This window comes from Achromobacter sp. T5-5, assembly GCF_055397965.1.
Window position 1 is genome coordinate 2386639 of the sequence record NZ_AP027919.1, and the last position, 16059, is coordinate 2402697.

General features: G+C 66.7%; 4 protein-coding genes. 2 read left to right on the top strand and 2 right to left on the bottom strand.

Annotation, left to right across the window (positions count from 1 at the left end; translation table 11 throughout):
- Positions 1–19: 19 nt before the first annotated feature.
- Together ACZ50Q_RS10730 and ACZ50Q_RS10735 are read right to left on the bottom strand one after the other, a co-directional pair.
- A complete protein-coding gene (locus ACZ50Q_RS10730; protein WP_464081482.1) occupies positions 20–1873 on the bottom strand; it encodes an ABC transporter ATP-binding protein in 1854 nt (617 codons plus the stop codon).
- 9 nt (positions 1874–1882) lie between these two features.
- Positions 1883–2395, bottom strand: coding sequence for a winged helix DNA-binding protein (locus tag ACZ50Q_RS10735; RefSeq protein ID WP_063641272.1), 513 nt, complete (start codon positions 2393–2395; stop codon positions 1883–1885).
- A gap of 451 nt (positions 2396–2846) precedes the next feature.
- On the opposite strand from ACZ50Q_RS10735, the gene ACZ50Q_RS10740 reads away from it, so the two are divergent.
- Both ACZ50Q_RS10740 and ACZ50Q_RS10745 read left to right on the top strand, forming a co-directional pair.
- Entirely contained in the window at positions 2847–4520 is a 1674-nt protein-coding gene (locus ACZ50Q_RS10740) for a ShlB/FhaC/HecB family hemolysin secretion/activation protein (protein WP_464081483.1), read from the top strand.
- 25 nt (positions 4521–4545) lie between these two features.
- Positions 4546–16050, top strand: a complete 11505-nt coding sequence (locus ACZ50Q_RS10745; protein ID WP_464081484.1) for a hemagglutinin repeat-containing protein — start codon at positions 4546–4548, stop codon at positions 16048–16050.
- The last annotated feature ends 9 nt before the right edge of the window (positions 16051–16059 follow it).

The window sequence follows — 16059 nt, forward strand, 5'->3', positions numbered from 1 at the left end:
CCGACGGATAAAAAGGGGTTCAGGCGGCGCGTGCGACCTGGTGGCCGGGCGCGACTTCAAAGAGGGGAACGATGGCGGGCTCATCCCCGACGCGGCGCACCGGACTGGGAATCTCGCCTTCGATCAGGGACGTGTCGATGTGGCGGCCGGGCTCGGCCACCGGCACCGCGGCCAGCAGCTTGCGGGTGTAGGCATGCTGCGGCGATTCGAAGATTTGGCGGCGCGTGCCCAGCTCGACGATCTGGCCCAGGTACAGCACCGCCACGCGGTGGCTCACCTTTTCCACGACCGCCATGTCGTGCGTGATGAACAGATAGGACAGTCCGCGGTCCTTCTGCAGATCCATCAAGAGGTTCAGGATCTGGGCCTGGATCGACACGTCCAGCGCCGACACGGACTCGTCCGCGATGATCAGTTTGGGATTGCTGGCCAGCGCGCGCGCGATGCACACCCGCTGGCGCTGGCCGCCGGAGAACTCGTGCGGATAGCGCCGGGCGTGCTCGGGCTTCAGGCCCACCTGCTCCAGCAATTCGCCCACACGCCGCGCAATCGCGTCCTCGCCGGACAGCAGGCCGTGCGTGCGGATCGGCTCGGCGATGCTGAAGGCCACGGTCTTGCGCGGATCCAGCGACGCGTACGGGTCCTGGAAAATGTATTGGATTTCCTGGCGCAGCCGCTGGCGGCCGGCGCTGTCCATCGAGAAAATGTCCTGGCCGTTGTAGCGCACCGCGCCGGACGTGGGCGCCACGAGCTGCTGCAGGGTCTTGCCGATGGTGGACTTGCCGCTGCCCGATTCGCCCACCAGGGCCAGTGTTTCGCCGGGGTAGACGTCAAAGCTCACTTCTTCAACGGCGTGCACGCGATGCGTGACCCGGCCGAACAGGTTGTGGCCCACGTCAAAGCGCGTGGTCAGCTTGTCGACGCGCAGCACGGGCTCATCGTAGCGGGCCGTGTCCTGCTCGCGGGTTTCGCCCACTTCGCGCAGCGTCTCGCCTTCCAGCACGGTCTGCGGCGTGCGCAGCGGCAGGTCGCGGCCCGTCAGGCTGCCCAGGCGCGGCACGGCAGCCAGCAGCGCGCGCGTATACGGATGCTTGGGCGCCTTGAAAATGTCTTCGACGGTGCCTTGCTCCACCTTCTTGCCGCGCAGCATCACCACCACATCGTCGGCCATCTCGGCCACCACGCCCATGTCATGCGTGATGAAAATGACCGCGGTGCCCAGGTCGCGCTGCAGTTCGCGGATGGTGTTCAGGATCTGCGCCTGGATCGTCACGTCCAGCGCCGTGGTCGGCTCGTCGGCAATCAGCAGGCGCGGCTGGCACGACAGCGCCATCGCGATCATCACGCGCTGGCGCATGCCGCCCGACAACTGGTGTGGATAGCGGTCCAGCAACTGTTCAGCGTCCGGCAGCCGCACTTTCTCCAGCAGCTTGCGAGCCGACTGGCGGGCCGCCGAACGCGACAACTGCTGGTGCAGCATGATGGCCTCGACGATCTGGTCGCCGATGGTGAACACCGGGTTCAGCGACGTCATCGGCTCCTGGAAGATCATCGCGATGTCGTTGCCGCGGATCGCGCGCATCTGCTCGTCGCTGGCCTGGGTCAGGTCCACCTCGCGGTCGTCGCCGTCGCGAAACAGGATCTGTCCCGTCGAGATGCGGCCGCCGCTGTAGTCCGTCAGTCGCATGATCGCCATCGACGTCACCGACTTGCCCGACCCGGACTCGCCGACGATGGCCAGCGTCCTGCCGGGCCGCACATCGAAATCCAGGTTGTCGACGGCGCGGAATTCGCCGGTCTCGGTGGTGAAGTCGACCGAGACGCCCCGCACGGACAGCAGCGGGGCGGTAGAAGAAACAGTAGTGCTAGACAACGTGGATTCTCACAGCGAGGTGGCGGCGCGGGCGGCCTGGTCGTACAGGCCCGAGAGGGCGCGCAGGGTATTGGCCAGTTGATGGCTGGCCTCATCCGCGGCGGGGGAGTCGATGAAGGGCTTGACGAGGCATTGCTCGCGCACTTCGGCATAGCGCTGGATCGCGGCCGCGCCAGCGTCGGTCGTGGTGTAGATCACTTCCTTGCCGGTCTTGGCGCTTTGCACCACGCCCAGCCGTTCCAGCTTCTTCAGCGAATAGTTGACGAGGTGCGTGTCTTCGACATTCAGCGTGAAGCAGATGTCCGCCAGCTTCTTGCCGCGGCCGCGGTGGAACACGTGGTTGAGCACCAGGATGTCCAGCGACGTCAGCTCGGGCAGGCCCGCACAGGCCATGCACCGCACCATCCAGCGATTGAAGGCGTGCGACGCGATGATCAGGCCGAATTCGACTTCGGACAGTTCGGGCGCGGACGAAGCCAGATGGGAAGAGGAAACGATGGCGTCCCGGACGGATACAGGCATGGGGCAGACAGGCGAAAGGACGGATCGACGATAAAACGTTGGCGAATTATTGATGATTTGTTGATTTAGGGGACATACGGGATAACCCGGAGTGGGGCGCATTTTCGGATTGTTCTGATTTTTGTCGGGGTGGGCGGCCGTCTACAAAGCCAGCGGCTCCGGGGGGCGGCATGCGCCAGCACGCAGCTCCATCAAAAAACGTCCGAAGAATGCGTACATGCAACAAATAAAGCGAATCCGATTCGTCGTCGAACAGATAAGACAGATAAGACAGATAAGGCAGATAAAACAGATAAAACAGATAAAACAGATAAGTGGGTTGTGCCTTCGAACAGGGGAATTGGCGAAAGCAGCGTTGCCGGCTGACCGAGCGCCCCGCACGCGGCGCTTCAGCGGATGTTCGGGTGCGCCCTGTCGTGCAGCAAGGCTCTGGCTGTTGCAGTGGACCGCCATGTTGTGTGCGGTGGCGGTCGGCGGGCCCGCAGTGGCGCAGACGGCGCCGGACGCCGTGCTTCGGGCCACGGAACTCCAGCGCCGGCAAGAACAGGAAGTCGATGCCCAGCGCGCCCGAGCCGCCGAGCGCCCCGACGCGCTGTCCTCCTCGCCCGCGCAGCGCGCGCGCGGGCTTGATCTTCCAGCCGAAACCCCTTGCTTCCCTTTGCGCGAAGTCGCCTGGGAAGGCGCTCCGCCTCCCCGCGCGCTGGCCCTGGCTGCCCAGCACGTTGTCGGGCAGTGCGTGGGCGGGCAGCGGTTGCGCGCCCTGCAGGAACACCTGATCGGTCGGCTCATCGACAATGGTCAAGTCACTGCGCGCGTCGTGGTGCCGGAGCAGTCCCTGGCGGCCGGCACCGTCACGCTGCGCTACCTGCCTGGCCGCATTTCGGCCGTCAAGGGGGAGGGAACCGTCGGTTGGTGGCGCACGGCGCTGCCCACGGGACCAGGCGGCGAATTGAACCAGCGCGACCTGGATCAGGCGATCGAGACCATCCGCCGGCTGGGCAGCCAGGCCGATGCCGCCATCGACATCGTGCCCGGTCCCGAGCTGGGCGACTCCGACCTTCTCATCAAACCTGGCACCGGCAAGCGTTGGCACGGCTATCTGGGCGGTGACAACGGCGGGATGGATAGCGTCGGAAAATACCAGATCAACGCCGGGCTGACGCTCGACTCTCCGTTGTTCCTGTATGACCAGTTGTCGGTGTCCTGGAACAGCAATGCGCACTGGCGTGATACGGAATCCCACACGCGCGCGGCCTCCGTCAATTACAGCATTCCCTTCGGCTACTGGACCTTCTTCACGGGTGCCAGCAAGTCCACGTATCGCCAGACCGTCGCGGGCTTCGAAGATCCCATCATCTATGGCGGCACCACCAAGCAGATCCAGGCGGGCGTGTCGGTCGTGCCGTATCGCGGCACGGCCTACAAAGGCAACCTGTCCGTGAGCTTGTTGCGCAAGCGCACAGAAAGCACGTTGAACGACGTTCCCATCGACGTACAGCGCCGCGACGTCACCGGCTACGAGATCGGCTTCGGGCATCGCCACTACGTGGGCCAGGCCGTGCTGGACATCGGTGGTGGCGTGCGGGGCACGCTGCCGCAGTTCTCCGACCAGCCCGGTTACGTCTACGGCGACCCGGACTGGAACGGCCGCAGCACCCTCTACACCGCCAACGCCGGCCTGTACCTGCCCTTCAAGGTGGCGGACCAGCCCTTCGCCTACCAGGCCAACTGGCAGATCCAGCACGCCAAGACCGCCATCGTGCCCGCCGACTACTTCACCATCGGCAACCGCTACGCCGTGCGCGGCTTCGACGGGCAGATGACGCTGGCCGCCGAAGACGGCTGGACATTGCGCAATGAACTGTCGTGGAACCTGGATGCGGTGACCGACCTGCCCGGGCAGCAACTCTACGCCGGCCTGGACGTGGGACGCGTGGGCGGCCCATCCGCCGCCTACCTGTCCGGCCGCACGCTGGTCGGGGCTGTCGTCGGCGTCCGCGGTCGTTTCTCCATTCCCTACGTCAATGCCAGCTATGACCTGTCGGCCGGCTGGCCGCTGAAGAAACCCGAATCGCTCGAAACCGCATCCACCGTCTTCGCGATGGCCGTGATGTTCGAGTTCTAAATCAGATGTTGCTCATCAGGTGCGCATGATGTCCAAGCTCCGTTCGTTGATTGTCTGGTCCCTCGTCTATACGCAGGTCTGGACGCCCGTGCTGGCGCAAACGCTGCCGATCTCGGTCGACAAGGGTGTCCCGGGGCAGAAGCCGATCGTGGGCGTCAGCAATGGCGTTCCTGTCGTGAATATCGCGCCGCCGTCGGCTGGCGGCGTCTCCAACAACCGCTACACCCAGTTCAACGTGGGGCCGTCGGGCGTGGTGCTGAACAACAGCGGCGGCGCCAGCCAGACGCAGCTTGCCGGCCAGGTGGCCGGCAATGTCATGTTGGGCAACCAGCGCGCCACCACCATCCTGAACCAGGTCACCGCGCCCAATCCGTCGCAACTGATGGGCACGCTGGAAGTCGCGGGCAACCGGGCCAACGTCATCGTGGCAAACCCGGCGGGCATTACCTGCAACGGCTGCGGCTTCCTGAACTCGGACCGCGCGACCCTGACCACCGGACGGCCCCATGTCGGGCCTGACGGCAGCATCGCGCTGGAGGTGGCCGCGGGCAAGATCCGCGTCGAAGGCGAAGGCCTGAACGGAACCAGCGCCAGCCAGGTCGACCTGATCGCCCGGACCCTGGAAATCAACGCGGGCGTCTGGGCCGATCGCCTCAACGTGACGGCGGGCGCCGCGCGCGTGGATTATGCGACCGGCGCGGTGTCGGCCCAGGCGGGCGAAGGCCCGGCGCCCGTGGTCGCGCTGGACACCGCCGCGCTGGGCGGCATGTACGCCAACAGCATCCGGCTGATCGGCACCGAGGCCGGCGTGGGCGTCAACATGGGCGGCAACCTGGTGGCCTTGACCGGCGACCTGCATGTCAGCGCGTCGGGTGACGTGCGCATTGCGCCCAGCGCCGCCGTCCAGGCGGCGCGCGATCTGCGCCTGGCGGCCGGGCGCGATCTGGCCGTGGATGGCGTCGCGCAGGCTGCGGGCGGCGTCGCGCTTTCGGCGGGACGCGACGCCCAGATCCAGGGCGCGGTCGGCGCCGGCGGGGCAGTCGATATGGACGCTCTTGGCGACGTGATCGTCGCCGCGCAAGGCGCCCTGCAGACCCAGGGCGCGCTTCGAGTAACGGCCGGGAAGGACCTGACGCTGGGCGGTTCCCTGCTGATGGGCGGCCAGGACGTGCGCATGGAATCCGGACGCCATGTGCGGATCGGCGGCGATGCGTCCACGCCGGGCGCGACGCCGCCGGCCATCGGCGGCTCGGGCTCCGGGCCCGAGGCGGGCGGCGAAACGCCGTCGGGGGGCGCGGGGGCAGGAAGCGGCGCTGGCGCGGGCGGTCCGGTCACGGACGGCGGGGCGTCTGGAGCATCCGGCGGCGCGGCGCAGGCCGGCGCCGATTCGAGCGGGCTGGTGACCGCCAAGGGCGGCATCGCCCTGAAGGCCGGGCGCGACATGACGCTGCCCGCGCAGGTGACGGCAGCCGGCGCGCTGCATGCGCAGGCGGGCGCGGACCTGACCACGGGCGCTACCGCCCAGTTGCAGTCGGGCGGACCGGCGACGATACGCGCCGGCGCGGACCTGCGCGTGGGCGGCCTGGTCGGCGCGCGCGGCGACGTGTCGCTGATGGCGGGACGCGACGCCCAGGTGTCCGGCAAGGGCGCGGTCACGGGCCGCCTCGCCCTGGACGCCGGGCGCGACCTGCGGCTTGACGCGCCCGCGCAATGGGACGCCGAAGGCGCCGTGGCCGCAAATGCCGGCGGCGACATGGCGCTGGCCGGCGCGCTGCGCGCCAACGGCGAGACGGCCCTCACGGCCGGCGGCAAGCTGGCGATCGACGGCGCGGTCTCGGCCGCGTCCGGCGGCATGAACGTCTCCGCAGGCGGCGATGTGTCCGTGGGCGCGCAAGCGCAGGTGGCCGCGGCCGGCCCCGTCGGCCTGAACGCCGCCGGCGATCTGCAGAGCTTCGGCAAGGTCACGTCGCTGAAAGACCTGTCGCTGCAGGCGGCGCGCAACCTTGCGTTGGACGGCGAAACGCTCGCCACCGGCGATCTGCGCTTGCAGGCAGGCCAGGCCCTGGCGGCGTCTTCTGCGTCGCGGCTGCAAGCGGACGGTTCGGTGACGGTTGCCGCGGGCAATGCATCGCTGGCAGGCCTGCTCATTGCGGGCCAATCCGTGCAAGTGAACACGCGGGATGGCCTGCGCGTGGACGGCACGATGCTGGCCGACGCGGGCACGCTCAAGGCCGTCAGCGGCGGCGACATGACGCTGGGCAGCGACAGCGTGCTGCAGGCGGGCCGGCAGTTGGACGCGCAGGCCGGCGGCAAGCTGCTGGCGGACGGCACCATCTCCGGTGAAACAGACATCGGGCTTGCCGCGGGGACCCACGCCGAACTGAACGGCACCACGGTCGCCAACGGCGCCCTGCGCGCCGAAGCCGGCGCGGACCTGACCATCGGACAGGCCGGCCTGGCGCAAGGCAGCAGCAAGCTGTTTCTGGGCGCGGGCCAGGACCTGCGCGTGACGGGCACGGCAGGAACCGCGGACATGGGGCAGGGGGCCGAGGGCTTTCTGCAGGCCCAGGCGGCGCGGGACTTCTTCGTGACCGGCGTCGTGACGGCGGGCACGCCCGCCAGCCTGTCCGCCACGCGCAACCTCGGCATCGACGGCACGGTGGCGGCGCTGGCGGGCGGCCTGACGGCCGACGCCGGCGGGCAGTTGCGCGTCGGCGCAGCGGGCCGCATGCAGGCCGCGCAGAAGCTGACCGCCCGATCCGGCGGCGACCTGGACTCCGACGGCGTCATCGTCGCGGGCGGCGGCCTGACGCTGATGGCCACAGGCGATGCGCGCCTGGGCGGCACCGCGGCCGCGCTGGGCGACGCCGCCGCGGGCAACCTGCTGCTGGGCGGACGCGATCTGACCATCAAGCAGGGCGGGCAGGTGCAGGCCGCGGGAACGCTGAAGGCGCAAGCCCGGCGCGATCTGGTTGCCGCCGGCGCGCTCGCCTCGGTGGAAGACATGATGCTGACCGCCGCGCGCGATGCGCGGGTGGATGGCACGGCGGCCAGCGACGCGAACCTGTCGCTGACCGGCCGCAACGTGGCCGTGGGCGCGGCGGGCCTGGCGCAAGCCGCCGGCACGCTCGCCGCCACGGCGCAAGACACGCTGCTCGCCGCAGGTAGCATGCTGGCCGGCGTCACCCAGACGCTCACGGCCGGCGACGACATGACCGTGGACGGCACCGTCGCGGCATTGCAGGGCGACCTGACGCTGGAAACGCTGCGGGGCAATCTGGTCCTGGGCGCCGCGTCGAACCAGCAGGCGGGCGGGGCGTTGGCCGCCACCGCCGGCGGCGCCCTGCAGGCTTTGGGATCGACCGCCGCCGGGCAAGGCCTGACGCTGCGCGCGGGCTCGGACGCCACGCTGGGCGGCATCGCCGCCGCGCAGGCGGGCAGTGTCACCGTCACCGCCAACCAGAATCTGGCGACCACCGCCGACGCCCGCATCCAGGCCGCCGACGCCATCGACCTGCAGGCAGGCGGCGCGCTGCAGAACGCCGGCATTCTGTCGGCGGCGGGCGCAGCCACGCTGCTGGCGGGAACCACCCTCGACAACACCGGTTCGGTGCTGGCGGGCGGCGACGCCAACGCCACCGCATCGGGTGCGCTCAGCAACGCCGGCCGCTTCATCGCGGGCGTCGGCGAAGACGGCGCGCTCAGCCTGCCCGGCAGCGTCAAGCTGACCGCCGCCTTCATCACCCATCCGGGCATCAGCGCGGCCGGCAAGGACATGACCCTGTCCGCGGGCGGCATGGACCTGTCCGCCGGCAACCTGTCTTCCATCGGCAAACTCGCGCTGGCCTCGCCCGGCGACATCGCCACGCGCAACGCCGTGCTGCACGGCGGCAGCCTCGACATCTCCGCCGCCAACCTGCGCAACCAGGGCGGCAAACTGACGTCCGCCGGCGACGCCGTGCTGAAACTGGGCGGCGAACTCGACAACACCACCGGACTGATCGCCGCCGCCGGCAACGTGCAGATCGAAGCGGCCCGCGTCGGCAACGCCGCTGGCACGCTGGCGGGCGGGGACCTGACCCTGGCCACGGCCGGCGCCGTCGACAACCGCGGCGGCCTCATCCAGGCCGACGAAACCCTGACCCTGAACGCCGCCAGCCTGGACAACAGCGCCACGCTGACCGCCGCTTCCGCGCCGCCCAAGGGCGTGCTGGGCAAGCTGGTCACCATCGTTGCCGACCGCGTCAACAACCAGGGCGGCTCCCTCAGTGCCAGCCAGGACCTCACGATCACCACCGGGGAACTGGACAACGCCGGCGGCGAAGTCGCCGCCCAGCGCTATGCGACGATAGACGCCGCACTGCTCAAGAACAGCCAGGGCAAGGTGATGGCCGGTGAACGCCTCGCCATCATGATCCAGGCCCTGCAAGGCCTGGGCGCCCTGCAATCCGCGCAGGACCTGTCCTTCACCTACACGGGCTCGCTCAACCAGACCGGCGACATCGCCGCCGGCCGCGACCTGAGCATGTCCGTTGGCGGCGCCATGGACAACAGCGCCACCGTCAGCGCCGGCCGCGACCTGACCATCACGGCTGCCTCGCTCAACAACCAGGCCGACGGCGAACTGCTGGCCGGGCGCAACAACACCATCAACGTCACCAACGGCCTGACCAACTCGGGCCTCATCGACGGCGGCGCGACCAACATCACCGCCGGCCGCGTCGACAACTTCGGGCGCATCTACGGCAATACCATCTCGATTCGCGCGGGCGAACTGGTCAACGGCGCGGGCCCCGGCGGCGGCGCCGTCATCGCATCGCGCGGCGACCTGGATCTGGGCATCGGATCGCTCGTCAATCGCGAGCATGGACTGATCTACGCAGGCGCCGACCTGCGCATCGGCGGTGCGCTGGATACGAACGGCCAGGCCATCGGCCAAGCCGTATCGCTGCTGAACGCGTCGGCCACCATCGAGGCAGCGGGCAATGCGGCAATCTCGGCCGCGTCCCTGCAGAACGTCAACACCAACTTCGTCAGCCATACGTTGCCGGTTCTCACGGTCCCCAAACTGTACGTGACCCCGGAGGGGTCGACGGACATGTACGACATGGAAACCAACTGGTTCTGCGACCAGGTAACGCCCATGTGCGGCAAGGTCCCTGAATGGTTGGACGACGATCCCGAGCGCCGCTTCCTGTTGCCGTCGGACAAGTATCCCGCGTCGCGTTATGGGCCGCCGTTCGATTACGTGCCAAACAAGAAAGGCCGGGCTGGCGAGACTGCGCCCATCCCTGTCACCTTCACCCCCCAAACCGTTGCGTGTTCGGGAGGAGACAACGGCGGCGATTGTTCGGACGTTCCCGAGTCGTTCTTCTACAGCAACGATGCGCCAGTTTGGGCCGTTTTTGGCGTAACCCCGCCGTCCGGACCCATGCCGGTGTGGCAACCGCCGCTGCGAGAGTGCTTTGGCACGGAAGCGTGCGCGGCGGAGGCAGCGCGTCGCCAGGCATACGAAGATGCCTATGCTGCATTCCGAGCTCCGCACATCGAGCTGGACCAGCGCATCCGCGAATTCAACGCTGACTTTGACAACCGCCTCGTAGGCACTTTCACCTATTACCAAGTCGAAGAAACCGTCACCGAAACCCGCACGGTGTCATCGGATCCCGCCAAGATTCTGTCGGGCGGGGCCATGACGCTTACCGGCACCGTCAACAACGACAAGAGCCAGATCGCGGCTGGCGGCACATTGTCGGTTAGCGGTCCCGCCATCAACAACATCGGCGCCGCAGGCGAGCGCGTCGTCGTCCGCAACGGCACCGCCACTGTCACCCAGGCCCGCGACAGCGACCGCAAGGAATACGCCAGCGCCTACACGCAAACCCTGGCCGCGGAATCCATCGAACTGCCTGTGGGCACTTCCGGCGGCAACCTGTCTGTTTCACTCAGCGGCGGCGCGCCCGGCGCCAGCGGCGCCACGGCGCCCGGCCCGGTTCTCATCGCCAGCATCGGCTTGCCTGGCGGCAACGTCGTGCGCACGGTCTCCAACCCGGCCACCATCCCGGACAGCCAACTCTTCGCCGTCAATGGCACGCCCGATGCGCCCTACGTCGTCGCCACCGACCCGCGCTTTGTCGGCAACCGCCCGACCGTCTCCAGCGACTACCTGTTCGACCTGCTGCAGCAGCCCGGCGCGCCCGTCGGCAACAGCGGCGCCTCCGGCTCCGTCAACGCCGGCCTGGGCAACAACCCCGGCGGCCTGAACGCCATGATCCCCGCCGGCGCAAAATTCCTCACGCCGTCCGGTCAGCCCCGCCGCCTGGGCGACGGCTTCTACGAACAGAAACTCGTCGCCGACCAGATCCTGGCCACCACCGGCCAGCGCTTCCTGGAAGGCTTCGGCGACAACGACAGCCAGTACAAGCAACTGCTTGCCAACGGCGCCCGGTTCGCCCTGGAAAACGGCATCAAGCTTGGCGTCGCGCTGACCGAAGCCCAGCAGCGCCAGCTCACCACCGACCTCGTCTGGCTGGTCGAGCAGACCGTCACGCTGCCTGACGGCACCACCGAGACCGTGCTGGTCCCGCAGGTCTACCTGTTGGTGCGCGAAGGCGACCTGAAGGGCGACGGCACCCTCATGGCCGGCCGCGACGTCAAGCTTGCGGCTGACGGCGACATCAACAACAGCGGCACCATCGGCGCGCGCGACGCCACCGTGATGACGGCGGCCAACATCGTCAACCAGGCCGGAGGACTGATCCAAGGTTCCATTGTCGACCTGGCCGCGCGCGAAGACCTGATCAATCTGGTGTCGCTGATCAAGGGCGACAACGTTGCGCTGTCCGCGGGTCGCGACATCGCGCTGACCTCCACGTCGGCATCCGAGAACCACGGCGCTTCGTGGGGCTCGTACATCTCCGGGGTATCGCGTGTGGACGCGGGCAACCTGAGCATGCAGGCCGGTCGCGACATCAACCTGACGGCGGCGCAAGTCACCGCCACGGAAGACGCGCGCCTGCAGGCGGGCCGGGATATCAACCTTGCCACGCTTACGCAGAGCCATAACGAATCGCTTGTGCGCAATAGCAAGAACCGCCACGATCTGAGCACCAGCAGCGAAGTCGGGACGGTCATTGCCGCTGACGGCAATCTCACGCTGATTGCGGGGCAGGACTTCAACGCTCGTGCAGCGGATGTCATGGCCGGCAATCAGTTGGGTGTCGTAGCAGGCCGCGACATCAACATCGGCGCCGGAGAAGCCTCGGCCTCCGCCCACGACGAGGTGCACTACAAAACCCGCGGATTTCTCTCCAGCAAGACCACGCATCAGGCCGACTCGATGGCCTGGACTCGAGCGCAAGGGTCGACCTTCAGCGGGGAAGAGGCGGTTCTCCAGGCCGGCAGGGACTTCTCGCTCAACGCCTCGCAGGTTCTTGCCAGCAAGGATCTCATCGTCGACGCGGGCCGCGATCTGTCGGTGACGGCGGGAACCAACGCCTACGGAGAAAGCCACTACGAACGCGTGAAGAAAAGCGGCCTGTCCTCCGGCGGCTTTGGCATTTCATACAAGAGCAGCGATTCCAAGACACTGCAGACCGTCGACGGGATGACGCAGAGCGACGCGCGCAGCCTCCTGGGCACCACGGGCGGAAATGTCATCATGACGGCTGGCCGGGACGTCCTGGTTGCCGGCAGCGACGTCGTGGCGGGCAAGGCTGCAGGCGATATCGCGGGCAGCACGGGCAACATCGATATCCAGAGCGAGAACGTTGCAATCGTGGCCGGCCGCGATGTCGAGAACACCCACAGCGAGTACTCGCTCAAGCAAAGCGGCTTCGGAGTTTCCGTTGTCGGCACCTTGATGGACACCGTCAAGAACGTGTCCGCCGCAGGTTCCGCCAAATCCAAGGCGCAAGAGCTCGGTCACAGCGGGGCTACGACGCCGGGGGTGTCGCTGTCCTACAGCAGCAGCAAGAGCGGCGGCGCGTTCGACTCGTACAGCCAGGTAAGTAGCGGTTCCTCGCTGAGCGCCGCGGGCGATATCGTGATTCGTGCGACCGGGAACGGTTCGCGCGATGCCTCGGGCCGGGCGCAGGATGGCGACATTCTGATCTCCGGTTCCAGCCTGCGCGCCCAGGGCGGTGTCGTACTGGATGCCCAGCGCAACATCGCCGTCGTCGGTTCCGACAATCGTCAAAATCAGACCAGCGAGGAATCGAGCAAGAGCACCAGCTTCTCGATAGGCAGCATGAGCCTGGGCGACATTGGACGCGCGATCGATGGCGGGCCCAATTCCAGCGGCGTCAAGATGTTCCCCTACGGCAGCGAATCGGCGCAGTCCGATGAATTGTCCTCCGGCACGTGGCAGACCTCATCGCTCATCACCGGCAACAGCGTTCATCTGAACAGCCGTGACGGCGACATCCGCATCGCCGGATCGGCCATCGACGCCATCAACAACGTGGGCCTTTTGGCCAACCGCGGATCGATCGTCATCGACACGGGCAGCGCGACGCGCGACCACAGCAGCAGCTATAGCAACAAGACGGTGGGCGATCTGGGGCGTGAGGGCAGCGGCTTTTCCGTTGGGGTGCGCAGCAGCAGCGGCAGCCTGGATGAGCGCAGCAGCACGCCAAGCGCAGCCGGCAGCACCATCACCAGCCATCTGGGTGACGTCTCTATCGTCGCCATGGAGGACGTATTGGTGCGCGGAAGCGATATCCGCGCAGGCCGGGATCTGCTCATGGCCGGTCAGTCAGTCGCCATCGAAGGCAGCTACGACACCAGCGTCTATCGCCAGTTCCAGGAGAGCAGCCAGATCGGCGTAACCATCAGCGCCAGCAATCCGGTCGTCAGCGCCGTGCAGAGCACCAACCGCATGCGCGAGGCCGCCCAGGAGACCAACAATGGCCGCCTCCAGGCCATCGCGGCAGTCGCGGCGGGCCTGGCGGCCAAGAATGCCTACGACGCGGTAGCCAAAGACCCCGCCAAGGTCGGCGGCATCAACATCAACGTCGACCTGGGCGCCAGCAGCGCCAGCCAGACCAGCACCGGCCAAAGCAGTACCGCAAGCGGCGCAGCCATATCAGCGGGCCGCGATATGACGATCATCGCTGCCGGCAAGGGCGACAAGTCCGACATCATCGTGTCGGGCTCTGACCTGGCCGCGGGCCGCAACATTGTCCTGGATGCGCAAGGCGACATCCTGCTCACCGCCCAGCAGAACACCGCCAGCCAAAAGATCGACGGCAAGAGCAGCAGCGCCAGCATTGGCGTGGGCTTCTCGATTGGGGGAACCCAGAACGGCTTCAGCATCAACCTGGGCGCGGGCGGCAGCAAGAGCAAGAGCAATGGCGAGGACCTGACGTGGAACAACACGCACGTGCAGGCCGGCAACGTGCTGACCATGAACTCCGGCGGCGACACGGTCCTGCGCGGCGCGCAAGCGAGCGCCGACCGGATCCTGGCCACGGTGGGCGGTGACCTCACCATCGAAAGCCTGCAGGACATCAGCAACTACACGGCGCGCGACCGCAGCGTGGGCGTGCAGATAAGCCTGTGCATTCCTCCCATCTGCTATGGCGCCAGCTCGGTCAGCGGCAACTACGGCAACACCAAGACCAACAGCCAATACGCCAGCGTTACTGAGCAGTCAGGCCTGTGGGCGGGCGATGGCGGCTTCCAACTCGATGTCGCCAAGAACACCGGCCTGATCGGCGGCGTCATCGCCAGCAGCGACAAAGCGGTCGCCGACGGCAAGAACGTCCTGATCACCGGCACCCTCACCAGCCGCGACATCGAGAATCACGCCAGCTACGAAGGCCAGTCCATCCAACTGGGCGGTGGCGTGAGCTTTGGCGGCGGCAACGACGATGGCCTGGACAAGAGCAACATCGGCACCGACGGCAAGGGCGAAGTCGCGGGCGGAAGCAAGGCCACGCCCAACTCCAACCTGCCCAGCTCGAACGGGGTGAGCATGGGCGCGCCGGTGGTGGCTGGAGCCAGTGGAGAAGCCAGCTCGACCACGCTTAGCGGGATCAGCGGCGGCACGATCGTCATCGCTGACGAGGCGGGGCAGAAGGCGCTGACGGGGCAGACGGTGGCAGAGGTGATTGCGGGGTTGAACCGTGACACCAAGGACACGCTGAACAGCCTGGATCCGATATTTGATGAGAAGGAGATTCGGACGGGGTTTGAGGTTGTTGGGGAGGCTAGTCGGCAGGTCGGGCAGTTCATGGCGAATCGCGCCGAGGAAATCCAAGACGCGAAGGAGCGTTCGGAAGACGAGTCTCTTTCGTACGCGGAGCGCGCTAAAGCGGCTCAGGAATACGCGGATTTGGAAAGCAATTGGGGCGCCCAGGGCACCTACAGCCAGTGGGCGACGGTCATTCTGGGGGCGGCCAGTGGAAATGTGACCGGTGGCACCAGCCAGTTAATCCAGGCCGCCGCGGTCAATTACCTGCAAACACTGGGCGCGGCCAAAGTTAAGGAGTTGAGCGGTGCTCTGGGCGGGGAGGGGTCTATCGGGCATACCGCGCTGCATGCGGTATTGGGCTGCGCAGGAGCGGCTGCGCAAAGCGCATCTTGTGGCGCAGGTGGCGCAGGCGCGCTTTCGGGCGTTGTGCTAAGCAAACTGTTGGAGAGCATGGATGGAGCCAATGGCAAGGACCTGTCTCCTGAGGAAGCACAAGCGCGCGTCAATCTGATAAGCAGCGTCGTCGCAGGCATTGCTGCGTCGATTGATCCCGCAGCAGCGGTGCCGGCTGAGATAGCGGCGCGCATAGAGGTGGAGAACAACAGCCAGTACAGGAACCGCGACAAGGTCGCCCGGATGAAGGCCGAGCTTGTGGGGCGTTTGGAAGGGCAATGCGGCAATGACACGAGCTGCTTGCAGGCAGGTTGGGCTGACGCTGACCGAATGACGGCGTCGTACGACGAAGTGCTTACGCTGGCCCATTATCCCGACCTGACCAAGGAGAAAGGCGACGCGCTTGCGCAGGCGGTGTTAGATTTGGCTCCGGGTGTGTCAAACGCCAGTGCGCTGTATGAACTGGTGACCGGTAAGGCGGCGACAGGAGACGAGGCGAATCGCTATTTTGCTGCGATCGGTCTTGTGCCGGTGGTTGGTGGCATGCTCAAGAAGGGCGGTGAAGCGATACATGTATTCGCGAAGGCGGATAAGGCGCTTGATATTGGGAAGGTGGGTGGTCCAAAAGAGCCAATTCGCTTCATCGATGGCGTTAAGGTCGTTGATCAAAAAACGGGCCAGGTATTCCAAGGGACTGTTGATCTTGGTCCAACCTTGGATAGGATAAAGTCAGGTGGATCGTTCCCGCATCGAAATGATGGTTCTATATTTCAGAATCGCGGTGGAGACTTGCCGAAAAAGCCAGCGGGATATTATACGGAGTACGTACATCCAACTCCTGGTGTCTCGGGCCCAGGCCCTCAGCGAATAGTCGTTGGGAAAGGTGGTGAAATGTATTACACAGCCGATCACTACAAGACATTTATTCCGATAAAAAATTGAGAGTTGTGA